Origin of the sequence: Streptomyces sp. NPDC048383, from assembly GCF_040651775.1 — a bacterium.
GTDB lineage: Bacteria > Actinomycetota > Actinomycetes > Streptomycetales > Streptomycetaceae > Streptomyces.
Genome location: NZ_JBEZKS010000011.1, coordinates 42,002 through 65,861, shown reverse-complemented (window position 1 = coordinate 65,861; position 23,860 = coordinate 42,002). Strand labels below are relative to the sequence as shown.

Annotated in this window: 22 protein-coding genes; 12 read left to right on the top strand and 10 right to left on the bottom strand. The window is 72.7% G+C overall.

The genetic code is table 11. The features are described 5' to 3' along the window. Positions 1-48: 48 nt before the first annotated feature. On the bottom strand, positions 49-4,584 hold the full coding sequence (gene scy / locus AB0D46_RS10655) for a polarized growth protein Scy (protein ID WP_362876930.1): 4,536 nt from the start codon (positions 4,582-4,584) through the stop codon (positions 49-51). 282 nt (positions 4,585-4,866) lie between these two features. Continuing rightward, complete coding sequence (mce, locus tag AB0D46_RS10650; protein ID WP_319192680.1) at positions 4,867-5,310, bottom strand: methylmalonyl-CoA epimerase; 444 nt, start codon at positions 5,308-5,310, stop codon at positions 4,867-4,869. 146 nt (positions 5,311-5,456) lie between these two features. Here mce and AB0D46_RS10645 point away from each other — a divergent pair, with 146 nt between their 5' ends. After that, positions 5,457-6,659: an acetyl-CoA C-acetyltransferase gene (locus AB0D46_RS10645; protein WP_362876929.1), complete on the top strand. Its 1,203-nt coding sequence runs from the start codon at positions 5,457-5,459 to the stop codon at positions 6,657-6,659. Positions 6,660-6,667: 8 nt separating this feature from the next. Further along, positions 6,668-7,630 (top strand): methylmalonyl Co-A mutase-associated GTPase MeaB, encoded by a 963-nt coding sequence (gene meaB, locus AB0D46_RS10640; RefSeq protein WP_362876928.1) that lies wholly within the window; start codon positions 6,668-6,670, stop codon positions 7,628-7,630. A gap of 114 nt (positions 7,631-7,744) precedes the next feature. On the opposite strand, the gene AB0D46_RS10635 is transcribed toward meaB, so the two are convergent. The 5 genes from AB0D46_RS10635 to AB0D46_RS10615 form a co-directional block, all read right to left on the bottom strand. After that, on the bottom strand, positions 7,745-8,320 hold the full coding sequence (locus tag AB0D46_RS10635; RefSeq protein WP_362876927.1) for a PepSY domain-containing protein: 576 nt from the start codon (positions 8,318-8,320) through the stop codon (positions 7,745-7,747). Between the two features lie 120 nt (positions 8,321-8,440). After that, entirely contained in the window at positions 8,441-8,917 is a 477-nt protein-coding gene (locus AB0D46_RS10630) for a MarR family transcriptional regulator (RefSeq protein ID WP_362877007.1), read from the bottom strand. An 85-nt stretch (positions 8,918-9,002) separates the two neighbouring features. Next, positions 9,003-9,806, bottom strand: coding sequence for an AIM24 family protein (locus AB0D46_RS10625; RefSeq protein ID WP_362877006.1), 804 nt, complete (start codon positions 9,804-9,806; stop codon positions 9,003-9,005). 11 nt (positions 9,807-9,817) lie between these two features. Then, positions 9,818-10,468 (bottom strand): AIM24 family protein, encoded by a 651-nt coding sequence (locus tag AB0D46_RS10620; RefSeq protein ID WP_281209704.1) that lies wholly within the window; start codon positions 10,466-10,468, stop codon positions 9,818-9,820. After that, positions 10,468-11,106, bottom strand: coding sequence for an AIM24 family protein (locus tag AB0D46_RS10615; RefSeq protein WP_362876926.1), 639 nt, complete (start codon positions 11,104-11,106; stop codon positions 10,468-10,470). The genes AB0D46_RS10620 and AB0D46_RS10615 overlap by 1 nt, the downstream gene beginning before the upstream one ends. 151 nt (positions 11,107-11,257) lie before the next feature. Here AB0D46_RS10615 and AB0D46_RS10610 point away from each other — a divergent pair, with 151 nt between their 5' ends. Both AB0D46_RS10610 and AB0D46_RS10605 read left to right on the top strand, forming a co-directional pair. Beyond that, positions 11,258-11,605, top strand: coding sequence for a DUF3817 domain-containing protein (locus tag AB0D46_RS10610; RefSeq protein WP_362876925.1), 348 nt, complete (start codon positions 11,258-11,260; stop codon positions 11,603-11,605). Next, the gene (locus tag AB0D46_RS10605) at positions 11,602-11,898 is read left to right on the top strand and encodes an MTH1187 family thiamine-binding protein (RefSeq protein WP_362876924.1); all 297 of its coding nucleotides are present in this window, start codon (positions 11,602-11,604) and stop codon (positions 11,896-11,898) included. The genes AB0D46_RS10610 and AB0D46_RS10605 overlap by 4 nt, the downstream gene beginning before the upstream one ends. 93 nt (positions 11,899-11,991) lie before the next feature. Here the strand turns inward: AB0D46_RS10605 and AB0D46_RS10600 are convergent, their stop codons facing one another. After that, positions 11,992-12,999 carry a glycoside hydrolase family 6 protein gene (locus AB0D46_RS10600; protein ID WP_362876923.1) on the bottom strand — a complete coding sequence of 336 codons (1,008 nt, stop codon included), beginning with the start codon at positions 12,997-12,999 and terminating at the stop codon, positions 11,992-11,994. 243 nt (positions 13,000-13,242) lie between these two features. Then, positions 13,243-14,235, bottom strand: a complete 993-nt coding sequence (locus AB0D46_RS10595) for a DUF5937 family protein (protein WP_362876922.1) — start codon at positions 14,233-14,235, stop codon at positions 13,243-13,245. Between the two features lie 138 nt (positions 14,236-14,373). Here AB0D46_RS10595 and AB0D46_RS10590 point away from each other — a divergent pair, with 138 nt between their 5' ends. From AB0D46_RS10590 to AB0D46_RS10575, 4 genes are all read left to right on the top strand, one after another. Next, positions 14,374-15,645 carry an MFS transporter gene (locus AB0D46_RS10590; protein WP_362876921.1) on the top strand — a complete coding sequence of 424 codons (1,272 nt, stop codon included), beginning with the start codon at positions 14,374-14,376 and terminating at the stop codon, positions 15,643-15,645. 21 nt (positions 15,646-15,666) lie between these two features. Continuing rightward, positions 15,667-16,176 (top strand): MarR family transcriptional regulator, encoded by a 510-nt coding sequence (locus AB0D46_RS10585; RefSeq protein ID WP_362876920.1) that lies wholly within the window; start codon positions 15,667-15,669, stop codon positions 16,174-16,176. A 120-nt stretch (positions 16,177-16,296) separates the two neighbouring features. Then, positions 16,297-16,626: a DUF3817 domain-containing protein gene (locus AB0D46_RS10580; protein ID WP_362876919.1), complete on the top strand. Its 330-nt coding sequence runs from the start codon at positions 16,297-16,299 to the stop codon at positions 16,624-16,626. Between the two features lie 109 nt (positions 16,627-16,735). Further along, complete coding sequence (locus AB0D46_RS10575) at positions 16,736-18,436, top strand: methylmalonyl-CoA mutase family protein (protein WP_362876918.1); 1,701 nt, start codon at positions 16,736-16,738, stop codon at positions 18,434-18,436. A gap of 108 nt (positions 18,437-18,544) precedes the next feature. Here AB0D46_RS10575 and AB0D46_RS10570 read toward each other — a convergent pair whose 3' ends face one another. Continuing rightward, positions 18,545-19,183, bottom strand: a complete 639-nt coding sequence (locus tag AB0D46_RS10570; protein WP_362876917.1) for a TetR/AcrR family transcriptional regulator — start codon at positions 19,181-19,183, stop codon at positions 18,545-18,547. A 304-nt stretch (positions 19,184-19,487) separates the two neighbouring features. On the opposite strand from AB0D46_RS10570, the gene AB0D46_RS10565 reads away from it, so the two are divergent. The 4 genes from AB0D46_RS10565 (at position 19,488) to AB0D46_RS10550 (ending at position 23,761) form a co-directional block, all read left to right on the top strand. After that, on the top strand, positions 19,488-20,480 hold the full coding sequence (locus AB0D46_RS10565; RefSeq protein WP_362876916.1) for a tetratricopeptide repeat protein: 993 nt from the start codon (positions 19,488-19,490) through the stop codon (positions 20,478-20,480). A gap of 602 nt (positions 20,481-21,082) precedes the next feature. After that, positions 21,083-21,721, top strand: coding sequence for a DUF6230 family protein (locus AB0D46_RS10560; protein WP_362876915.1), 639 nt, complete (start codon positions 21,083-21,085; stop codon positions 21,719-21,721). 107 nt (positions 21,722-21,828) lie between these two features. Further along, positions 21,829-22,404: a DUF6114 domain-containing protein gene (locus AB0D46_RS10555; RefSeq protein ID WP_362876914.1), complete on the top strand. Its 576-nt coding sequence runs from the start codon at positions 21,829-21,831 to the stop codon at positions 22,402-22,404. Then, positions 22,394-23,761, top strand: coding sequence for a hypothetical protein (locus tag AB0D46_RS10550; protein WP_362876913.1), 1,368 nt, complete (start codon positions 22,394-22,396; stop codon positions 23,759-23,761). The genes AB0D46_RS10555 and AB0D46_RS10550 overlap by 11 nt, the downstream gene beginning before the upstream one ends. Positions 23,762-23,860 lie beyond the last annotated feature (99 nt).

Genomic DNA, 23,860 nt, shown 5'->3' with positions numbered 1-23,860 from the left:
GAACCTTCATCAGGAGCACACATCGGCAGCACACATCATGAGTGGCAACTACCCCTCTGATGCCTTGCCACCCGAACGAGTGGAACCCGCCGTCGCGCCGGCCTTCACGCCCCCCGCGCCCTGGCCGCCCAACAGGGGCTTTCCGCCACCCGAAGGTGCCTCGAATGATTCCAACGCCTCAAGAACGTCCTGGACACGGGAGATCTCCGCCTGAATGTCCTCGCGCCTGCGCACCAGGACCTCCAACTCCCGCCGGCCCTCGTCGACCAGTCGCTCCGCCTCGGCGCGGGCCTCCGCCAGCGCCGCCTCGGCGGTCCGCACCAGCTCGGCCTTCTTCGTCTCGGCCTCCTTGAGCAACGCCTCGGCCTTGCGCACCGCCGCGATCCGGACCTTCCCGGCCTCGCTGCTCGCGTCCGACACCAGGGCCTTGGCCTTCGTCTCGGCCTCGACGCTCTGCTCGGTGGCCGCCCGCACCAGCTTGTCCACGCGCTCGCCCGCGGACTTCATCTGCTCCGCCGACTCCCGACGGGCCCGCTCGTGCAGTTCCTCGACCTCGGACTCGACCCGGGAACGCAGCTCCTCCGCCCGCTCCCTTATGGCGGCCGCGTCCGTGCGCGCGCCGACCAGGAGCTCGTTGGCGTCCGTACGGGCCTTCTCCACCGTGGAGTTGCCCTCGACGGTCGCCTCCGCCGTGATCCGCTCGGCCTCCTTGCGCGCCGCGTCGACCATCGCGTCGGCCTGCTCCTCGGCCGCCGTGGTGGCGGCCAGGGCCTGCCGGCCCGCGTCGGCGGTGAGCTTGTCCGCCTCCGCCGAGGCCTCCGTGATGAGCCGGTCGACCTGCTCCGCGGCCTCGCTGCGCCGCTTGTTGGCGGCCTCCCGGGCCTCGTCCAGCAACCGCTCGGACTCCTGACGGGCCCGCGTGCGGATGCGCTCCGCCTCGGACGCCGCCTCCGCCTTGACCCGCTCGGCCTCCGACCGGGTACGGGTCGCGTGCTCCTGCGCCGAGGACAGCGACTCCGCCGCCTCCGCGCGCAACCGCTCGGCCTCGTCGCGGGCTTCCCCGATCGTGCGCTCGCTGTCCTTGCGGGTCTGCTCGGTGAGCTTCTCCGACTCCGAGACGGCCTCGGTGATGAGCCGGTCCGCCTGCTCGGCGGCCTCCGTACGCAGCCGGCCGGCCTCCGTACGGGCCTCGTCGAGCGTCTGCTCGGCGTCCCGCTCGGCCGCGGCCAGGGTCTCGTTCGCCGCGACCGTGACGCGGTCGGCCTCCGCCGTGGCCTCGCCGATGATCCGGCCGCCCTCGGTACGGGCCTCGTCCAGGGTGTTCGCCGCCTCGGCGAGCAGCCGCTCCGCCTCCGCCGCGGCCACGCCGACGGTCGCCTCGTTCGCCGCCCGGGTCTCCTCGACCAGCCGGTCGCCCTCGGTGCGCGCGTCGACCAGGATCCGCGTCGAGTCCCGCTCGGCCGCGGCCAGCGCCTGCGCCGCCTGCGCGGTGAGCCGCTCCGCCTTCGCGGTGGCCTCGCGGACGGTCGCCTCGCCGGCCGCCCGGGTCTCCGCCGTGAGGCGCTCGGCCTCGGCCGCCGCCCCCGTGACCAGTCGGTCCGCCTGCTCTGCGGCCTCCGTACGCAGCCGGCCGGCCTCCGTACGGGCCTCGTCCAGGGTGTTCGCCGCCTCGGCGCGGGTCGCGTCCGCCGCGGCCACCGCCTCCGCGGTCAGCCGCTCCGCCTCCGCCGCGGCCTCGCCGACGGTGAGGGCGTTCGCGGCCAGGGTCTCCGCGGTGATCCGCTCGGCCTCCGACGTCGCCGCGGCGACGATCAGGCCGCCCTCGGTGCGCGAGGTCTCCAGGGCCTCCGCGGCCTCGCCGCGGATCCGGTTCGCGTCGTCCCGGGCGTCCGCCCGGGTCCGCGCCGCGTCGCGCTCCGACGCCGCCAGGGCGTCCGTCGCCTCGGTGCGCACCCGCTGCGCGTACTCCGCGGTGTCGGCGCGCAGTTGCTCGGACTCGGCGATCGCGTCGCCGACGGTGCGTTCCGCCAGCGCCTTCGCCGCGTCCGTCTCGATCCGGGCCTGGTCGCGGACGCGGGCCGCGTCCTCGGCCGCGCGCTCGCGCTCGGCGCGGGCGTCGGCGCGGACCCGGTCCGACTCCTCCTCCGCCTCGGTGCGCGTACGCTCCGCCGCGTGCTCGGCGGCGCTGCGCAGCCCGGCGATCTCCTCCTCGGCCTGCTCGTGCAGCCCGGCCACGGCGTCGCGCACCTGCTGGGCGGTGGCCTCGGCCGCCGCGACCACCTCGGACGCGCGTCGCTCGGCCTCCTCGGTCAGCCAGACCGCCTCGGCCGTGGCCTCCTCGGAGCGCTTGCGGGCTTGCGCGAGGAGTTCCTCGCTCTGCTCGCGGGCCTGCGCCCGCTCGTTGCCGGCGTCCGTCCGGGCCGCCGACAGGGTCTCCTCGGCCTCCCGGCGCCGCCGGGCGGCCTCCTCCTGGGCGGCCGACAGGGCCTCGGCGGCCTCCGCCGCGACCCGCTCGGCGGCCGCCTTGGCCTCGGCGCGCAGCCGGTCCGCGGTCTCCTGCGCCTCGGTGCGCAGCCGCTCCGCCTCGACCTCGGCCTCGCCGCGCAGCCGTACGGAGACCTGCTCGGCCTCCGCGCGGATCCGCCCGGCGTCGTCCGCCGCGTCGGTGCGCAGCTGGTCGGCCTCCGCCTGGGACTGGGCCTGGAGGGTACGGATCCGCTCCGCCGACTCGGCGCGCAGCCGGTCGTTCTCCTCGGTGGTCTCCTTGCGGACGGCCTCCGCCGCCGCGCGGGCGTCGCGCAGCGTCTGCTCGGCCGTCGTCAGGCGGGACTCGGCGTCCGTGTGGAGCCGCACGAGCTCCGCGTCGGCCTCCTCGCGCTTCGCGGCGAGGGCCTGCTCGGTCTCCTCGCGCCGGGCGCGGGCCGCCGCGTCCGCCTCGGCGGCCACGGCCTGCGCCTGCTCCTCGGCCTCGGCGCGCAGCCGCTCGGCCTCGGCGCGGGTGCGCTCCAGGGTCTCCTCGGCCTGCCGGCGCAGCGTGCCGGCGCGTTCCACGGCCTCCGCGCGGACCCGCTCGCTCTCGGCGGTGGCCCCGCCGCGCAGTTCGTCCGCGTCGGCCTTGGCCTTGCCGAGGAGCTCCTCGGCGGTGCGGGCCGCCTCCTCGATCTGCTGGACGGCCTCGCGGCGGGCCTCGCCGCGGATCCGCTCGCCCTCGGCGACGGCCTCCGCGCGCAGCTGTTCGGCCTCGCCGCGCAGCCGCCGGGCCTCCTCCTGGAGTTCGACCGTACGGGCCCGGTACTCCTCGGTGTCGTCCTTCGCGGCGCCCTTGAGCTCATCGGCCGTGGTCGCCGCCTGAAGGCGCAGCCGGTCCGCCTCGGCCTCCGCCTCGCGGCGGATCCGCTCGGCCTCCTCGGACGCGGCGCGGGTGGTGGCCCGGGCGTCCTCCGAGGCCTTGTTCAGTACGTCCTCCGCGGTGCGCGCGGCCTTCGCCAGCTGCGCCGCGGTGTCCTCGGCGGCGGCCGTCCGGGCCTGCTCGCCCGCCTCGGTGCGCAGCCGCTCCGCCTCGGCGCGGACGTCGGCCAGCGCCTGCTCGGCCTCCGCCTTGAGGGCCTCGGCCTCCTTGGTGGCCTCGCCGACCAGCCGGGCGACCTGCTCCTTGGCGGTCCGGGTGCGCTGCTCGTTGACGGACTCCACCGAGGCGAGCTGCCGGGCGGCGCTCTCCTTGGCGTCCGACAGGAGGGTCTCGGCCTCCGAGCGGGCCGCGCGCAGCGCCCCGTCGGCCTCCTGCACCCGGGCCTCGGCCACCCGGCCGAGGTCCATGGTCTGCTGGCGGGTCTGCTCGGCCTCGGCGGTGGTGGTGCTCCGCAGCCGCTCCGCGTGTTCGGTGGCCTCCTGGGCCTGGGCGGAGGCGGCGGCCAGCAGCCGCTCGGCCTCCTTGCGGGCGCGCAGCAGCGTGGACTCGGCCTCGCCGCGGGCGGTCTCGGTGTCGGCGGCGAGCCGGCGGCGGGCCTCCTCGACGGTCCGGGCGGCCTCGGCACGGGCGGCGTTCAGCGCCTGCTCGGCCTCGGCGCGGGACTCGTCCATGAGCCGGCGGGCCTGGGACTCCGTACGGGCGCGCAGCTGCTCGGCCCAGGCGACGTTCTCGTTGACGTGCGCCTCGACGGTCTGGCGGCGCTCGTTGAGCTCCTGGTCCAGCCGTTGGCGGCGGTTGACGGCCTCGGAGTGCAGCTCGGCCTGCAGGCGCGCCTGGTGCTCGGCGTGCTCCTGGAGGATGCGCTGGGTCTGCGCCCGGGCGTCGCGGAGCTCGCGCTCGGCGTCGGAGCGCATCTGGTCGGCCTGGATCTGGGCATTGCGGAGCAACTGCTCCGCCTGGTAACCCATGTCCGCGCCGTCGTAGGCAGGGCGGGACGCGAGATTGCGGCGTACCTCATGGAGCTTGGCGCGCAGCACCTCGACCTGGTAGCCCAGGTCTTCCGCGTGCTGGACGGCCTTCCCGCGCTCCTTCTTCAGCCGCTCCATCTCGGCCTCGAAGCGCGAGAGGTGGTCGGCCTCGGCCTGGTGGCTCTCCTGGCTTTCGTAGCCCCGCACAGCGCGGTCCCATCCGTCCCCTGGTCGCAAGCTCATTCCCAAATGAGCATCGCTCGCCCGCTGAACGACGCCCCCGGGGGAATGGTGTCAGATACCGGGGCAGGGGTCACAGGCCCCGACCTCGTCTCCGCACCGAACCCCGGCCGAGCCATGGCCACTCTACCGGCCGGGGAATCGGGACATCAGTGCGCTCTCCACGAGGTGCTCGCGTCCGGGCCCCGGGAGGATTCCCGCGGGCGGAGCCGAATGCGAGGTTCGCGGCGTTCGTCCGGGCTCGTGGGGTCAGTGGGAGGCGGTCGGGTCCTCGGGCTTGGAGGTGACGAGTTCGGTCAGGACCCCGTGACAGTCCTTGGGGTGCAGGAAGGTGATCCGGGAGCCCATGGAGCCGATGCGGGGCTCGTCGTACAGGACGCGGACGCCCTTGCCGCGGATGGCCTCGGCGTCGCCGTCGACGTCGGCGGTGCCGAAGGCGATGTGGTGGACGCCCTCGCCGTTCTTGGCGAGCCACTTGCCGACGGCCGAGTCCTCGCGGGTCGGCTCCAGCAGCTGGAGGTACGAGGCGCCGCCGTCGGAGGTCTCGTTGATCTTGAGCATGGCCTCGCGGACGCCCTGTTCCTCGTTCACCTCGGAGTGGAACACCTCGAAGCCGTACGTGGCACGGTAGAACTCGACGGTCTTGTCCAGGTCGAAGCAGGCGATCCCGATGTGGTCGATTCTTGTCAGCATGGGAACACTTCACCGCCGAGGAGGGTGGTCACGCAACGTGCCAGCGATCACACCTGCTGCCCGGTGACTGCGCGGGTACCGCTCAGTACATTCAGGTAAACCCTCGTTCACTCCTCAGCTTCCCTTGTTGAAAGGGGATCCGCCTCATGTCCGGATCGAACAGCACCACTTCCGTGATCGTCGCCGGGGCCCGCACGCCCATGGGACGCCTGCTCGGCTCGCTGAAGTCCTTCTCGGGAGCCGACCTCGGCGGTTTCGCCATCAAGTCCGCGCTGGAGCGGGCCGGGATCTCCGGCGACCAGGTCCAGTACGTGATCATGGGCCAGGTGCTCCAGGCCGGCGCGGGCCAGATCCCCGCCCGCCAGGCCGCCGTCAAGGCGGGCATTCCGATGAACGTCCCGGCGCTCACCATCAACAAGGTCTGCCTCTCGGGCCTCGACGCCATCGCGCTCGCCGACCAGCTCATCCGCGCCGGTGAGTTCGACGTCGTGGTCGCCGGCGGCCAGGAGTCGATGACCAACGCCCCGCACCTGCTGCCGAAGTCCCGCGAGGGCTTCAAGTACGGCGCCATCGAGATGCTCGACGCGATGGCCTACGACGGCCTCACCGACGCCTTCGAGAACATCGCGATGGGCGAGTCCACCGAGAAGCACAACACCCGCCTGGGCATCGAGCGGGCCCCGCAGGACGAGTTCGCCGCCTCCTCGCACCAGCGGGCCGCCGCCGCGCAGAAGAACGGGATCTTCGAGGCCGAGATCACCCCGGTCGAGATCCCGCAGCGCAAGGGCGACCCGGTGCTGTTCTCCTCCGACGAGGGCATCCGCCCCGAGACCACGGCGGAGTCCCTCGGCAAGCTGCGCCCGGCCTTCGCGAAGGACGGCACCATCACCGCCGGCACCTCCTCGCAGATCAGCGACGGCGCCGCCGCCGTGGTCGTGATGAGCAAGGCGAAGGCGGAGGAGCTCGGCCTGGAGTGGATCGCCGAGATCGGTGCCCACGGCAACGTGGCCGGGCCGGACAACTCGCTCCAGTCGCAGCCCTCGAACGCGATCGCGCACGCCCTGAAGAAGGAGGGCCTGGAGGTCGCCGACCTGGACCTCATCGAGATCAACGAGGCCTTCGCGGCGGTCGCCGTGCAGTCGATGAAGGACCTCGGCGTGACCCCGGAAAAGGTGAACGTCAACGGCGGCGCCATTGCCCTGGGCCACCCGATCGGCATGTCCGGCGCCCGCGTCGTGCTGCACCTGGCCCTGGAGCTCAAGCGCCGCGGCGGCGGCGTCGGCGCGGCCGCGCTGTGCGGTGGCGGCGGCCAGGGCGACGCCCTCGTGATCCGCGTTCCGAAGGCGTAGGTGCCCGTATGACGACGGTGGACGTCCCCACGCTGGTCGCGCAGGCCCGCGAGGGCCGGCCGCGGGCGGTGGCCCGGCTGATCTCACTGGTCGAGGGGGCGTCGCCGCACCTGCGCGAGGTGATGGCCGCCCTGGCCCCGCTGACCGGCGGAGCGTACGTGGTCGGCCTGACCGGTTCGCCCGGCGTCGGCAAGTCGACGTCGACCTCGGCCCTCGTGTCGGCCTACCGCAAGGCCGGCAAGCGGGTCGGGGTGCTCGCCGTGGACCCGTCCTCGCCCTTCTCGGGCGGGGCGCTCCTCGGCGACCGGGTCAGGATGTCGGACCACGCCTCCGACCCCGGCGTGTACATCCGCTCCATGGCCACCCGGGGCCACCTGGGCGGCCTGGCCTGGGCCGCCCCGCAGGCGATCCGGGTGCTCGACGCGGCCGGCTGCGAGGTGATCCTGGTCGAGACGGTCGGGGTCGGGCAGTCGGAGGTGGAGATCGCCTCGCAGGCCGACACCTCGGTGGTGCTGCTGGCGCCCGGGATGGGCGACGGGATCCAGGCCGCGAAGGCCGGGATCCTGGAGATCGGCGACGTGTACGTGGTGAACAAGGCCGATCGGGACGGCGCGGACGCGACGGCCCGGGAGCTCAACCACATGCTGGGCCTGGGCGAGGCCCGCGGCCGGGACGACTGGCGGCCGCCGATCGTCAAGACGGTCGCGGCCCGCGGCCAGGGCATCGACGAGCTGGTCGAGGCGCTGGAGAAGCACCGGGCGTGGATGGACGAGCGCGGGGTGCTGGCCGAGCGTCGGGCCGCCCGCGCCGCCCGTGAGGTCGAGACGATCGCGATCACCGCGCTCCGCGCCCGGCTCGCCGACCTGCACGGCGACGCCCGGCTCGACGCGCTCGCGCGCCGGGTCGCGGAGGGCGAGCTGGACCCGTACGCGGCCGCCGACGCGCTGCTGGACAGCCTGACGGAGGGCTGAACGCCGGTCGGGGCGGGTCGAGGCGCGCGTGGCGCTCCGACCCGCCCCGCCGTTCGCGTACGGGTCGGACGGTCGTACGGGCCCTACGGCCTCGGGTGCGGCCGTCGACGGCCGTCAGTTGTTGTCGTTGTCACTGCCGTCGTCGTCACCGTCGTCCGAGGACACCGTGACCTTGCCGTCCGTGGCGCTCACGTCGTAGTTCGACGTCTTGCCGTCGGCGGCCTTGACCTCGATGCTCCAGTGCGGGGCGGCGCCGTTCTCGTCATCGTCGTCCCAGTCGACGGACACGACCGTGCCCGGGTGCGCGGCCAGGGCCGCCTTCATCGCCGCGGCGGCGGTGATCTTCGCGCCGACCAGGCGGGCGTTCTCCGCCGCGTTGTCGTCGCGGTCCTTGTTGCGTTCCGTCACCGCGCCGGTCGTGGAGACCTCCAGCTCGGAGTTGGTGACGCCGTCCTTGCCGATCACGTTGACGTGCCAGATGGCGCCGTCCTGGTCGAGGGACTCGACGACACCGGGGAAGTGCTTGAGGGCTGCCGCCGCCGCTCCGCCCGCGTCCACGTCGACCCGCGCGACGGCGGAGGCGGGAGCGGTTCTCGCCGTGTCGGCGCCGGTCGCGGCGGCGGCCACCGCCGGACCTCCGGCCAGCAGGACGACGGACGCGGCGGCGGAAACGTACAGATTGCGCTTCATGGGCTGGACCTCCTCGGGCCGGCCTGGCGCCCGGGGTCACGCGGCGGACGGCCGGCTGTGAGCGATTACCGCTCATTGTCCGGCCGCCCGTCGAGGACGGCGCGTCGGAGCGACCGCGGCTCAGATCTTGCCGCGGTTGCTCCGCAGGTGTTCCGCCACCGGTCCCAGGGACTCGCGCAGGGCCGCCAGGTTCGCCGGGGTGAGCAGGTCGATGAAGTGCTCCCGCACGGACGCCACGTGGTGCGGGGCCACCTTGCGCATGGTCTCCATGCCCTCGTCCGTCAGCACCGCGTACAGGCCCCGGCGGTCCGACTCGCAGTTCTCCCGGCGGACCAGCCCGGCCGCCTCCATTCGGGTGATCTGGTGCGAGAGCCGGCTCTTGGACTGGAGGGTCGCGGTGGCGAGGTCGCTCATCCGCAGCCGGTGGTTCTCCGACTCCGAGAGGTTCACGAGGATCTCGTAGTCGTTGTTGGTGAGTCCGAAGGGCTGGAGATCCTTTTCCAGCTGGTGCATCAGTAGTCGGCTGACGTCCAGGTGGGTGCGCCAGGCGCACTGTTCGGCATCGGTAAGCCAGCGGGTGGCCGTATCGGTCTCCATGGTCTCCATGAATGAACTCTACCTAAGAAGTTGAATTACGTACAAAAATGGGAGGATCTGCGGCTGCCCGGAGATCGGCGGAAGATCACAGTCCGAAGCGCCGTTGCAGATCACCCAGCTGTCCCGGCATGCGCGGCACGCCCACGGAACCCGGCGGAGCCTGGCCCGCGCCCGGCACGCCCCGCGCGTCGCCGGCGTGCGCGCCGGCGCCGACCGTGCCGACCGCCTGCTCCGCCATCAGCATCTCCGAGGACTGCAACAGCACCGTTCCGGCTCCCACGAACTCGAACTGGTGCTCCTCGCCCGACGCGCCTCCGATGCCCGTCAGCGAGCGGAGCCCGCCCATCACGCCCGACATGTAGCCGTGGTCGTAGTGGTGGCACGGGGAGGGGCAGTCGGCCCAGCCCACCAGTGCCTGCGGGTCCACACGCAGCGGCGGCTCCATGAACACCACCGGTCCGTTGGACGCCGCCACGAACTTCCCGGTTCCGATCAGCGTCAGGAAACCCGGGACGATCGACTGCTTCAGCGCGAGGGTGGGCTGGTAGGCCAGCAGGTTCCCCGAGCGGATCGTCAGGTTGCCGTTCTCCAGGTCGAACGAGTTCACGTCGAAGGCCCGGTCGGCGAGCAGCATCTTGCCCTGCCCCTCGGCCACCACCCAGTCGCTCGCGTGCAGCGGCGAGTGGAAGCTGGTGCGCAGCAGCCGGTCGAAGCGACCGTGGCCGATGCCGTTGAACTCGATGCTCCCGTAGTACGAGATCATCTTGCCCTTCTGCAGGAACCACTGGCTCCCCTTGAGCTCCACGCAGAAGGTGTACGGGTTCACGTTGTCGTCGGAGGGCAGGGTGTACGGGTCGAAGACGGTGGGCCCGCCCGGCCCACCGGTCACGGGACCAAAGTTCACAGCTTCTCCTCCGAGGCCTGTACGTACACCGCGCCCTGGCCGGACAGCTCCAACTGGAACGCCTCGCCCGAGCCGCGCCCCACCATGTCGCGCCAGCCCAGCGCGGCGGAGAGCTTGTTCCTGACGTCCCCGTGGTGGGCGACGTACGCCTGCGGGTCGACGTGGATCGGGCGGTTGGGGGTGATGGGGAGTTCGATGACCCCGCCGTGGGCCATCACGGCGACCGCGCCGTGGCCCTTGAGGGTGGTGGTGAACAGGCCCTGGCCGCTGACCTGGCCGCGCACCATGCCCATGACGCCGCCCTGCGAGCCCATGAACATGGTGCCCTGCTGGAGCGTGCCGTCGAAGGCCAGGAGGCGGTCGGCCTCCACGTACAGCGTCTCGCCGGACAGGTTGATCACCTGGATGTGGTGGCCGCCGTGGCCGAACATCACGGTGCCGCTGCCCTCCACCTCCATCAGCGGGGTCTGCTCGTTCGCCACCCGGCGTCCGATCATGCCCATCACGCCGCCCTGACCGCCGGTCAGGCTGGGCGTGAAGGAGACCTCGCCGCGGTAGGCGAGCATCGCGCCGCGCTGGCTGTACATCTTCCGGCCCGGGACCACCTGGGCCTCGACCATCTTCGAGTTGATCTCGCGGAACGGCATCAGACGTCGCCCCCGACCGTGTTGCGCTCGCTGGGCTGCACGTAGACCAGGCCCTCGCCCTCGAAGCGGATCTGGAACGCCTCGCCCGAGCCCTCGCCGATCAGGGTGCGGAAGTTCACCCCGGACTGGAAGGACTGCCGGAGGTCGCCGGTGTGCGCCACGTACGCGCCCGGGTCCACCGAGAGCGGGTACTGGGCGCTGACGCGCAGCACCACCGCCGGGCCGTCGGACGTGATCGCCGCCCGGCCGGAGCCCTCGACGGTCGTGGTGAAGAGCCCGTTGCCCGTCGAGGCGCCCCGCAGGCCGGTGAAGGACGTACCGGTGCGCAGGCCGGCGTCGGCGCACAGCAGGTTGCTGGACTCCACCCAGAGCTTCTCGCCGCGCAGCTCGACGAGGTTGATCTCGCTCGCGCGGTCGGCGAAGAAGCAGGTGCCGTGTCCCTGCACCTCCATCACCGTCATCTGTTCGCCGGTCAACCGGCGGGTCACCATGCCGCGGAGGCCTTCGCCACCGCCGGTCATCTTCTTGAAGGCCATCTGGCCGTCGTACGCGACCATGGCGCCGTTCTTCGCTTTCACGGCGTCACCGGTCAGGTCGACGGCGAGCACCTTGCTGCCTTGGAGTCGGAACTGAGCCACGCAAAAGAAGGTATCCGCAGCGGGCGGGGCGGAACAGGGCCCGGTGGCCGATATGCGCCACACTCGGGCCCGGCCGGGACCCGGGGAAAGATCTCCCGGAGCGGCTGAGACACTGGGACGGACCCCCGGCCGCCACCCCCGAAGGTTCCACGTGGACATCAAGACCGCTTCCGCCCTGCACCGACTGCGGCTCATCTCCGTTCCGGAGGCCCTGTCGTTCCCGGCTCTGCTGATCTTCGGCTCGCTGCTGAGTCGGGTCTCGGACATCGACTACCTGATGATGCCGCTCGGCATCCTGCACGGCTTCCTGTTCACGATCTACGCGGTCTTCCTGCTCGACGTCTGGAACAAGGCGAAGTGGCCGGTCAAGAAGGTCGCCCTGTTCTTCCTGCTCGCGGTGCTGCCCTTCGGCGGCCTGTACGGCGACAAGCTGCTCAAGCGCGACGAGGCCGACAGCGTCGTGGCCGCCCGCGTCGCCCGCGAGGCGGCGCAGGCATGATCATCGCGTTCTCGGTGACCCCGTTGGGGGTCGGTGAAGAGGTCGGGGAGTACGTCGCCGACGCGGTCCGCGTCGTACGCGAGTCCGGACTGCCGAACCGCACCGACGCGATGTTCACGACCGTGGAAGGTGACTGGGACGAGGTCATGGACGTGGTGAAGCGCGCGGTGGCCGCCGTCGAGGCGCGGGCGCCCCGGGTGTCCTTCATCCTCAAGGCCGACATCCGGCCCGGGGTCAGTGACGGGATGACCTCCAAGGTGGAGACGGTGGAACGGCACCTCGCGCGGGGCTGACCGTGACCGACGGTCCGGGTACGTCGTACGACGAAGTGCCCCCCGGCTCCGGCCGGGGGGCACTCGCGCGTCCGGGGGGCGTCGGCCGCCGGGTCAGTTCCGGGCGCGGCGGGCCAGGCCGAGCGCGTAGTCCGGCCACCAGCGGCCGGCCCGCGGGCCGCCGCGGCAGGCGCCGTCGGAGTCGCCGGGCCGCTTGACCCACAGGTACGCGTCCACCAACGGATGGCCCGTACGGTCGCTCGGCGGCGTGCCCAGGGCCCGGCCGGGCGGGTTGCACCAGGCGTCGTTCCGGTCGCCGGGCAGGGGGCCCGCGCCGTTGCGGCCGGTGTCGAGGACGAAGTGCTTGCCGCCGGTGGCCTTGGAGAGCCGGGCCCCGTACGCGCGGCTCGGGGCCTCGGCCTGGAAGCCGGAGACGTTCAGGGCGAAGCCGTCGGCGCGGGCGAGGCCCGACTTCTTCAGGGGTGCGACGAGGTCCGCCGGGTGCGGGATCCAGGCCGGGTTGCCGGCGTCCAGGTAGACCTTGGTGTTCTTGTTCCGCTTGAGCCGGTCGACGGCCTCGGCGAGCAGCCGGTGCCGCTCGTCGTGGTGTTCGGCGCGGGTGCAGCCGTCGATGAGGTGCGGGACGGCCTCCGGTTCCAGGACGACGAGGGCCTTCGCGTCCCCGAGGGCGTCGGCGATCGCGCCGGTCCAGGCGCGGTAGGCGCGGGCGTCCGCGGCGCCGCCGGTCGCGGTGGGGCCGCAGCCGCGGTGCGGGATGTTGTGCGCGACGAGCACCAGGGTCCGCCCCGCCGCCTTCGCGCCGGCGCGGGCCCGGCGGACCTCCGGGACGGGGTTCCCGGTCGGCACCCACAGGGCCAGCGGTCGGTCGGAGATCCGGCGCAGGACCTGGGCGTCACTGTGGCGCCCCCGCGCCTCCCAGTCGGCGACCTGCCGGGCGGCGGCGCTGCGCGGGTCGACCCAGAACGCGGACTCGGCGACCGCGCCGGCCGCCCCGGGTCGCCCCTCGGCGGGCGCGGGTCCGGAGGCGCAGGCGGTGGCGGCCGAGAGGAGCAGGGCGAGCCCGAGGGCGGTGACGGGGCGACGTCGTACGGCGACGGACATCCGGCTCCTCGGGGGAACGGGCGACAGGGGAACGGGCGACAGGGGAACGGGCGGTGGGGGGAGCGGGTGCTGGGGGAGCGGGGGTGGGGGGGCTGGTGGTGGAGGGCGCGGGCCGTTCGGGGCCGGGGGTGCGGAGGCCCCGGCGGACGGGGCGCCCCGCTGGACCGGTGGTCCCGGCGGACCGGGACATCGTGACATGACGGACATCCGTCCCCCCGTACGACACCGCGCACCGGATCCGGGCTACGGAGCGGTGCCGCCGGTCAGGGCTATCGCCAGGGGGGTGCGTTCGTACAGGACGTGGTGGCCGTGGCGGGACGGGATCAGCAGGCCCGCCGCCCGGAGGGCCTTGAGGTGTGCCGACACCGTCGAGGGGGCCAGCCCGAGCCGCAGCGCGAGGGCCCGCGTCGAGGCGGGCTCGTGCAGCGCGCACAGCACGTCCGCGCGGCCCCGCCCCAGCAGCCCGGCCAGCGCCTGCGGGGTCGGACCGTCCGAGGCCGTCCACAGTGCGCCGATGCCGCGCGCCGGATAGACCAGGGTCGGCTGCCAGGGCGGGTCGTAGCCACCCACCACGTCCGGCCACACGAACGCGCTCGGCATCAGCAGCAGCCCTTGACCGCCCGCCGCGCGGTCGTGGTGGCCGGGGCGCTCGATGGTCAGGGTGGAACGCCCGCCGTCCCACCGCAGGTCGGGGTGGAGGCCGTCGAACAGGGCCTCCAGCCCGCCCGCCGCCAGCCGCCGGGAGTGGAACAGGATGTCCGCCTCCAGCAGGGTCCGCAGCCGGGGCCAGTGCGGGGCGACGAGGGCCTGCCAGGCCGCCTCCGTCAGATCGGCGAGTTCCCGCACCGCCCGCGCGGGATCGGCGAGCATCCGCCGCCCGATGTCGCTCTCCCGCGCACCCGGGGTACAGGCCAGCGAGCGGCGCAGGTCCTCCCGGGCCACCTCCGGGTCGGCCGCCCGGACCCGGGCCATCTCCTCCTCGAACGTCACCGACGGGCCGAGCGGCGGCGGGCTCAGCACGTCCGGGTGGTGCCCGGCGCGCGGCATCAGCAGCCACAACGGCCGCAGGTCCAGCCCGGCCGCGGCGTCCCGGATCCGGCTCAGCCACGGCAGGTGGTACGCCTGGCGGCCCGGCCGCAGCAGGACCCGTACCGCCTCCTGGGTCTCCCAGCGCGGCGAGATCGCGAACCGGCAGCGCAGCAGGTCCGCCGCCCCGAAGCGGTAGTGGAACCCCATGGACGCACCCTCCCCGAAAAGCCCCCCACGGCCCGACCGGTTGGCGACCGGGCAGTCGAACGTGGCCCCGCCCGCCCGTGGATTCGGCCGGGAACGAATCCCTGGGTCGCAGCGTAGGTTCCGGTCAGGGTGGCCGCCATGACAACCACGTCCCTCGACCCGGACGGGGCCGCGACCCCGGACCCACCCGTCTCGCCGCCGGGCGCGGGCTACCGGGAGGTCTTCCGGGTCCGGGAGTTCCGTACGGTCTTCGCCGCGCACCTGCTGTCCCTGCTCGGCGTCGTCGTCGCCGAGATCGCCCTCACCGTCCTCGTCCACCGCGCCACCGGCTCACCCCTGATGAGCGCCCTCACCTTCGCCCTCGGGTTCCTGCCGTACGCCCTCGGCGGCACCCTCCTCGCCGGGCTCGCCGACCGGCTGCCCGCCCGCCGCCTGCTCGTCACCTGCGACCTGCTGTGCGCCGCCTGCGCCGCCGCCATGGTCCGGCCGGCGACCCCGGTCGCCGCGCTGCTCGTCCTGCGCTGCGCCATGGCCTTCGTCGCACCGCTCTTCCAGGGCGCCCGCAGCGCCTCCCTCGCCGACATCCTCGGCTCCGGCGAGGCCTTCGTCCTGGGCCGGTCCCTGCTGCGCATGGTCTCCCAGAGCGCCCAACTCGTCGGGTTCGGCCTCGGCGGGCTGCTGCTCACCGTCCTCGCCCCGCGCGGGGCGATAGCCCTGACCGCCGCCGGGTTCCTGGCCTCCGCGCTGCTGTTGCGCCTCGGTACGCGGGCCAGGCCCGCCCGGGCCCCGGCCGCCGGCGCCGCCCCGCCCGGCGGGCTGCGGGTGCTGTTCGGGGACCGCAGACTGCGCGCGCTCACCCTGCTGTTCTGGCTGCCGCCCGCCTTCGTCGTCGTACCGGAGGCGCTGCTGACCCCGTACGCCCACGACATCGGCGCCGGCACCGTCGCCCTCGGCATCCTCATGTGCGCGCTGCCCGTCGGCACCGTCGCGGGCGAGGTCTGGGCGGGCTCCGCGCTCACCGCCCGAACGCGTTCGCGGATCGTGGCGCCGCTGGCCGCCCTCGCCCCGCTGCCGCTCCTCCTCTACGCGGTGCGGCCCGCCGCACCCGTCGTCCTCGGGGCACTGCTCCTGACCGGGCTGGCCCACGCCTACACCCTCGGCCTCGACCGGATGTTCGTCGACGCCGTTCCCGACGAGGTGCGCGGCCGGGCGATGACCCTGCTCTCCACCGGCATGATGACCTGCCAGGGCGTCGGCATGGCCCTGGCCGGCCTGGCGGCCGAGTTCCTCCCTGTGCACGCCGTCGTCACCGGCGCCGCGCTCCTCGGAACGGCCGTCGTCCTGCTCCTCCTCGGCGCGCTGCGCGCGGCCGGGCGGCCGAGGGGTGAGACGGGGCCGGCCACCAAATGACCGCCCGGTAGGGTCTGGTGGATGCCGAAGCCGCTCAGTCTCCCCTTCGACCCCATCGCCCGAGCCGACGAACTCTGGCAGCAGCGCTGGGGGCCGGTGCCGTCGATGGCCGCGATCACCTCCATCATGCGCGCGCACCAGATCCTGCTCGGCGAGGTCGACGCGGTGGTGAAGCCGTACGGACTGACCTTCGCGCGCTACGAGGCGCTGGTGCTCCTCACCTTCTCCCAGGCCGGCGAGCTGACGATGTCGAAGATCGGCGAGCGCCTGATGGTCCACCCGACCTCGGTGACCAACACCGTGGACCGGCTGGTGACGGCCGGACTGGTGGCCAAGCGCCCCAACCCGCACGACGGGCGCGGCACGCTCGCCTCCATCACGGAGAAGGGCCGCGAGGTCGTCGAGGCGGCGACGAAGGACCTGATGGAGATCGAGTTCGGGCTCGGCGCCTACGACGCGGAGGAGTGCGCGGAGATCTTCGCGCTGCTCCGCCCGCTGCGGGTGGCCGCCGCCGACTTCGACGAGGCATAGGCGGTCGCGAGAGCGGCCGGGGCACGGTCGGAGGCACGGCCGGGACCCGCTCCCGATCGTCGCGCCCGGAGCCGGGGCCCGCGTCAAGATCGAGCAAAAGGGACGGTTAGGCTCGTCGGCATGAAACGAAGCGTGCTGACCCGCTACCGCGTCATGGCCTACGTGACCGCGGTCATGCTCCTGATCCTCTGCGCCTGCATGGTGGCCAAGTACGGCTTCGACACCGGTGCCGACCTGACCTTCGCGGTCTCCCAGGCACACGGCGTGCTCTTCATGATCTACCTGGTCTTCGCCTTCGACCTGGGCTCCAAGGCCCGGTGGCCCTTCGGCAAGCTGCTCTGGGTGCTGGTCAGCGGCACAATCCCGCTGGTCGCCTTCTTCGTCGAGCGCAAGGTCCGCGCCGAGGTCGAGCCGCTGCTCGTGGACGCGCCCGCCACCGCGAAGGCCTAGCGAAGGCCCGGGCCGCGGCCCGCTGCGGGCTCGAAGGAATCCGACCCCCGGGGACTCCCCGGGGGTTTCCCATCGACATTTACTAGGACGTCCTAGTAAATTCATGGGTATGGACGCTGACGTCATCGAGGAGGGCCGCCGTCGCTGGCAGGCCCGGTACGACAAGGCCCGCAAGCGCGAGGCCGATTTCACGACGCTCTCCGGAGACGACGTCGACCCCGTCTACGGGCCCCGTCCCGGCGACGCGTACGAGGGGTTCGAGCGGATCGGCTGGCCGGGGGAGTACCCCTTCACCCGCGGGCTGCACGCCACCGGCTACCGCGGCCGGACCTGGACCATCCGCCAGTTCGCCGGGTTCGGCAACGCCGAGCAGACCAACGAGCGCTACAAGATGATCCTGGCCGCCGGTGGCGGCGGGCTCTCCGTCGCCTTCGACATGCCCACCCTCATGGGCCGCGACTCGGACGACCCCCGGGCGCTGGGCGAGGTCGGGCACTGCGGCGTCGCCATCGACTCCGCCGCCGACATGGAGGTCCTGTTCAAGGACATCCCGCTCGGCGACGTCACCACCTCCATGACCATCAGCGGGCCGGCCGTCCCGGCCTTCTGCATGTACCTGGTCGCCGCCGAGCGCCAGGGCGTGGACCCGGCGGTGCTCAACGGCACGCTCCAGACGGACATCTTCAAGGAGTACATCGCCCAGAAGGAGTGGCTCTTCGAACCCGAGCCGCACCTGCGCCTCATCGGCGACCTCATGGAGTACTGCGCGAACGGCATCCCGGCCTACAAGCCGCTGTCCGTCTCCGGCTACCACATCCGCGAGGCCGGCGCGACGGCCGCCCAGGAGCTCGCGTACACCCTGGCCGACGGCTTCGGGTACGTGGAACTCGGCCTCTCCCGGGGCCTGGACGTCGACCACTTCGCCTCCGGCCTGTCCTTCTTCTTCGACGCGCACCTCGACTTCTTCGAGGAGATCGCCAAGTTCCGCGCGGCCCGCCGGATCTGGGCCCGTTGGATGAAGGAGGTCTACGGGGCCAAGTCCGACAAGACCATGTGGCTGCGCTTCCACACCCAGACGGCCGGGGTCTCCCTCACCGCGCAGCAGCCGTACAACAACGTCGTGCGCACCGCCGTCGAAGCCCTCGCGGCCGTGCTCGGCGGCACCAACTCCCTGCACACCAACGCCCTCGACGAGACCCTCGCGCTGCCGAGCGAGCAGGCCGCCGAGATCGCCCTGCGCACGCAGCAGGTGCTGATGGAGGAGACCGGCGTCGCCAACGTGGCCGACCCGCTGGGCGGTTCCTGGTACGTCGAGCAGCTCACCGACCGCATCGAGGCGGACGCCGAGAAGATCTTCGAGCAGATCAAGGAGCGCGGTCTGCGCGCCCACCCGAACGGGCAGCACCCCATCGGGCCGATCACCTCGGGCATCCTGCGCGGCATCGAGGACGGCTGGTTCACCGGGGAGATCGCCGAATCGGCCTTCCAGTACCAGCGGTCCCTGGAGAAGGGCGACAAGCGGGTCGTCGGCGTCAACGTGCACCACGGATCGGTCACCGGTGACCTGGAGATCCTCCGGGTCAGCCACGAGGTGGAGACCGTCCAGGTGCGCGAGTTGGCCGAGCGCAAGGCCGGCCGCGACGACGCCAAGGTGACGGCCTCGCTGGCCGCCATGCTGGACGCCGCCCGCGACGGCTCGAACATGATCCCGGCCATGCTGGACGCGGTGCGCGCGGAGGCGACGATGGGCGAGATCTGCAACGTCCTGCGCGACGAGTGGGGCACCTACACCGAGCCCCCCGGCTTCTGACCCCGCCGCGACCGGCCCCTGCGGGCCGCGCGCCACGGCCGGTCGCGGCGCCCTCACCGGGCGACGCGGCCGGCGTCCGCGTTTCCGTGCCCGTAGGTCGGCGCCGACTCAGGTCCGGCCCGCGCCCTGGAGGCCGTGCATCAGCAGGGTGGTGAAGGAGGTCACCCAGACCTCGTCGACCGGTTCGGCGCTGACCAGGGCCCGGTGCACCACCGTCCCCGCGATCACGTCGAAGATCAGGTCCGTGGTGCGGCCCGCGACGGACTCGTCCTCCTCGTGGGGGAGTTCCCCGCGGGCCTGCGCCCGTTCGCGGCCCAGTACGACGAGACGTTTCTGCCGGTCCACGATCGCCGAGCGGATCCGGTCGCGCAGGGCCTCGTCCCGGGTGGATTCGGCCACGACCGCCATCAGCGCGGTACGGGCCTCGGGGCGGCGCAGCAGCTGCGCGAACTGGAGCACCACGTGCTCGATGTCGGCTTCGAGCGAACCGCGGTCGGGGAGTTCCAGCGCGTCGAAGAGTTCCGCGACCGCGTCCACGACCAGCTCGTTCTTCCCGGCCCAGCGCCGGTACAGGGTGGTCTTGGCGACGCCGGCGCGGGCCGAGACGTCGCCCATCGTCAGCTTCGACCACCCCAGGTCCACCAGCGCGTCCCGCGTCGCCGCGAGGATCGCGGCGTCCGCAGCGGCACTGCGGGGCCGGCCGGTGCGGCCGTGCGGGGAGCTGGAGCCGGGGCAGGGGTTGCGCATGGCCGAGACCATACCCGCCGGTAGGGGAACCGTCGGGGGCCGTTTCGGTGTGGTTCAGATCACTGGGCGTCGGGGGCTCCGGCGAGTTACGCTACGGCTCGTAGCGTAAGAGCGGCAACCACGCGAAGAGCTACTGGTGTCGGGTGGGGACCCGGCGCCGCCCAGCAGATCGGTACGACGGTTCGACACGGCCGTCGGTGACGGCGGCCGTGCGCGACGGCGCGTACCGAAGTCCAACGGCATTTCACGGACGATCTTTCGGGATCTTTTTCGTCGGCGCGCGCACTCGGGGGAGGATGTACGCATGCAGCCCAGAAACATGTCCATGAGCGGCGTCGTCGACCTCGCCGCGGTGAAGGCCGCCGGCGAGGCCAAGGCGAAGGCCGAGCAGGCCCGCGCGGACGCGGCCCGACAGGGCGGCGGCGCGGGCAGTGCCCCCGGAGGCGCCGTACCGCCGTCCGCCCTCGTCTTCGACGTCACCGAGGCCGGCTTCGAGAGCGACGTCATCCAGCTGTCCAACGAGGTCCCGGTCGTCCTCGACTTCTGGGCCGAGTGGTGCGAGCCGTGCAAGCAGCTCAGCCCGCTCCTGGAGCGACTGACCGTCGAGGCGAACGGCCGCGTCGTACTGGCCAAGGTCGACGTCGAGGCCAACCAGACGCTGATGCAGCAGTTCGGCATCCAGGGCATCCCGGCCGTCTTCGCCGTGGTCGCCGGCCAGGTGCTGCCGCTGTTCCAGGGCCTCGCCCCCGAGCAGCAGATCCGCGAGACCCTGGCCCAGCTGGTCCAGGTCGCCGAGGAGCGCTTCGGCCTCGTCGGCCTCCAGGTCGACCCCGGCGCCGACGGCGCCCCGGTGGAGGCCGAGGACTTCGTGCCGGCCGGTCCGTACGACGCGCTGCTGGAGGCGGCGGTCGGCGCGCTGGACGCCGGTGACTTCCCCGGCGCGGTGCGCGCGTACCAGGACGTGCTCGCACAGGACCCGACCAACAGCGAGGCGAAGCTCGGCCTGGCCCAGGCCGCGCTGCTGACCCGGGTGGGGGAGATGGACCCGCAGGCGGTGCGCGCCGCGGCGGCCCAGAACCCCAAGGACCCGGCCGCGCAGATGGACGCCGCCGACCTGGACCTGGCGGGCGGCCACGTGGACGACGCCTTCGGCCGTCTCGTGGACACCGTCAGGGTCACGTTCGGTGACGACCGGGACGCCGTCCGCGTCCGGCTCCTGGAGCTGTTCGAGGTCATCGGGGCGGACGACCCACGGGTGTCGGCGGCCCGTACGGCGCTCGCGCGGGTGCTCTTCTAGAGCCCGTCCGGGCCAGGCCGGAGGAGGCCCGAGGGCGCCCGGAGGCCGACGGCGATTTGTTGACACGTCGATGAACAGCGGCCGCGCTTTGCCAAAACTTGGTAATCGCGGCCGCTGTTACTCGTAGTAAGTCGAACCCCGTGAACTGTCCGGTTGGTTCGCTCTTCCACCGATCTGTCGTGGCCCTGGGTGACACCCTGCGTGCCCGCCCGACAGCGCCGGGCCTCACTCCGGTTATCCACCCGTTACCCGCCAGTAACGAACCCCCTTGTGCCCCGGCCGGGAATGCACCACGATCGGCGACGCTCGGTCCTTCCCGCAGCGCCGCTCACCCGGAGCCGCGGTGGAGGGTCCCCACCGAGCCGACCGGTGACGGTGTCACCGGCCGTGGACAGGGGGGTCCCTGCACCAGCAGGGCCTGTCCTCCAGGTTGCGCGAACGCGTGGCCCAGTGGTTGTCGCTCGGGGGTGAACGCCGGTGGATCGGACGCGGCCGCGCCGCGGCTCGGCCGCCGGCGCTTCTTCCCGAGGACGTAGCACTTCTCCCATCCCAGGACGGGTACGGCCCGGACCGGAGATGTACGTCCGAGAAGGAGGAACAAAATGAATTCTCAGGTTCGTGGCGGGACCAGATGGAAGCGCTTCGCGCTCGTCATGGTGCCGAGCATCGCGGCCACGGCCGCGGTCGGTGTGGGTCTGGCGCAGGGCGCCCTCGCGGCGTCCTTCAGCGTCTCCGGCCAGGACTTCAAGGTCTCGGCCGACAAGCTCGACGGTGACAACCTCATCCAGTACGGCGGCATCGCCGAGGGGCACGATCTCAAGGGCAACCCGCAGAAGCACCCGGTCACCATCTCGGGCTTCAGTCACGCCGAGATCACCAACATGTGCCAGTCCCTGGTCACCCCGACGCCGCTGGGTGCCATCACCCTGCAGCTGAGGACCGGCCACAAGGGCACGCCGGCCGTCGCCGAGAACATCTACCTGGATGTCGCGGAGCTCGACACGGACGCCGAGTTCAAGAACCTTGACATCGGTGTCGCGGTCGGAGACCCGAGCCACAAGACGAAGCCGCAGGCCGGTACGGTCACCAGCCCGTACGCGTTCTCCCAGCGTGCGGACAAGGCCGTCCTGTCGAACGTCCGGCAGAAGGCGTGGGCGACCACGGCGGGCACCTTCAAGCTGCCCGACCTGAAGCTGCGTCTGCTCGGCGGCGACCAGCCGTGCTACCAGGACGAGAAGTAACCGGTCCCGGTGCGTGACCGCGGGGGCGGACGGCGGCAGCCGTCGCCGCCCGCCCCGGCGGGCTCCACATAGTTCTCCGTACCACCGTTTCCAGGGAGCTGTTGTCCATGAACCCCCAGGCCCCGGTTCGCGCCGCAGACGACGCTTGGCTCACCGTGGTGTACCACCAATTCCGCGCCTGGAGAGGCCGCCGTCCCTTCTGGGCTGGCCTGTTCACGCTCCTCGGCGGTGTACCGATCGCCTACTTCCCTTACGCGGACCTGCGGTTGGGCAACGTCACCCTCGCGATGGCCACGACGGGCGGGGCCGGCGCGCTCATCATCGGGGTCCTGCTGATCACGCTCGGGCTGGCCCTCTGGTTCCAGCAGACCATCCGCGTGTTCGCGGGTGTCGCCGCGATCCTGCTGGCCCTGGTGTCGATCCCGGTGTCCAACCTCGGCGGCTTCTTCATGGGCTTCCTCTCCTCCATGATCGGCGGCGCCCTCGCCCTGTCGTGGGCTCCCGGCGAACCGGTGGACGAGGAGGCGGAGGCGCAAGCCGAGGCCGAGGCCGAGGCGGCGGCGGCCAAGACGGAGGTGCCGGCGGGCAACCCGTACGGCGTCCCGGCTCCCCGCGACACGGAAACGGCGCACCTGACCGAGACGACTGCCCACGCCGATGGCGGGAGGAACAGTGCGGGGTGACGAGACGCAGCGGGGCGTGGCCCCAGGCGCAGAGTCCCGTGAGAGAAAGGGCCCGCGGCACGCGGCGCCCAGGAAGTCGCTGCTGAACAAGCTCCAGATACCCGTCGGCAAGACGATGGCGCTGGCGGCGATGCCGACGGCCGTGTTCGTAGGGATGGGCATGGCGCCGAAGATGGCGCTGGCCGACGAGAAGGACATCCCCTTCGCGCCCGGCCCGTGCGTGACGCGTTCCGACGAGCCCGCGGAGTCGGCCTCGCCGTCGCCGAGCGGTTCCCCGTCGACGACGCCGTCACCGAGTACGTCGCCCAGCGCCGGCCCCTCGCCGAGCACGACCGGCGCACCGAAGCCGGGGGCGACCCCCTCGGCGACGAAGCCGCCCTCCGCCGTCAAGCCCTCCGGGGCCGCGACGACCGGGAAGCAGACCCCCACGACGGCGCCCTCCACGAGCACGGCCCCGTCCCCCTCGGCGTCGAAGACGCCCGACCCGCTGGACCCGCTGGGTGTCGGGGATGCCGTCAAGGGCCTCTTCGACGAGCTCGGCAAGCCCCTCCAGGACGCGAAGAAGCCGGCCACCCCGCCGCCCGCGCCCACTCCGAGCGGTGCGCAGACCCCGGACCCGGCCGCGGACGCGATCCGCGACGCGGCGAACAAGGCCGGCGTACCGGTCAAGGAACTGCCGCAGGACGTCAAGGACTCCGCGAAGTCCCCCAAGGACGAGACGGGCAGGACGCCCGCCAAGGACCCGAAGGACGACAAGGACCCGAAGGACGCCGAGGCCGACAAGGACAAGGCCGCCAAGGACAAGGACGCCAAGGACGCCAAGGACGAGGACACCGACGACGAGGCGACGAAGGACCCGGACGGGAAGGAACCCTTCCCCTGCCCGACCTACGACGCCAAGGCGCTGGCCGACGCGAAGCTGGAGCCGGGCGTCCCGCTCCTGCCCGACGAGCCCTGGTACCTCGACAGCTCGCTGCTGACCCTCTACGGCCTCGACTACGAGGGCATCGTCGAGGTGAAGACCGCGGGCGGCAAGACCAAGAAGGTCCTGAAGTTCACGGCGGACTCGCTCGACATCAAGGACCTGTACCAAACGGTCGGGACGGGCGCGAACACCGCCCAGCTGAAGTCCCGCCCGGGTTCCACGTCCACGATCCGCGGCGGCAAGGTGACGATGTACACCGAGAGCCTCAAGGGGAACCTGTTCGGACTCATCCCGATCGAGTTCACCCCGAACAGCCCGCCGCCGTTGAACGTCCCCTTCGCGTTCTTCACGAACGTCAAGGTCGTCCAGGCCGGCCAGTTCGGCGGCAACCTCACCGTCCCGGGCCTCAAGAACTACATCGGCCCGAAGTAACCGCAGCAACCCGCACGCGCACCGAGGGCGGCACCCCGATGATCCGGGGTGCCGCCCTCGCTCTGTGCGGCAGAGCCGTTCCGGCGGCGGAGCCGCCGG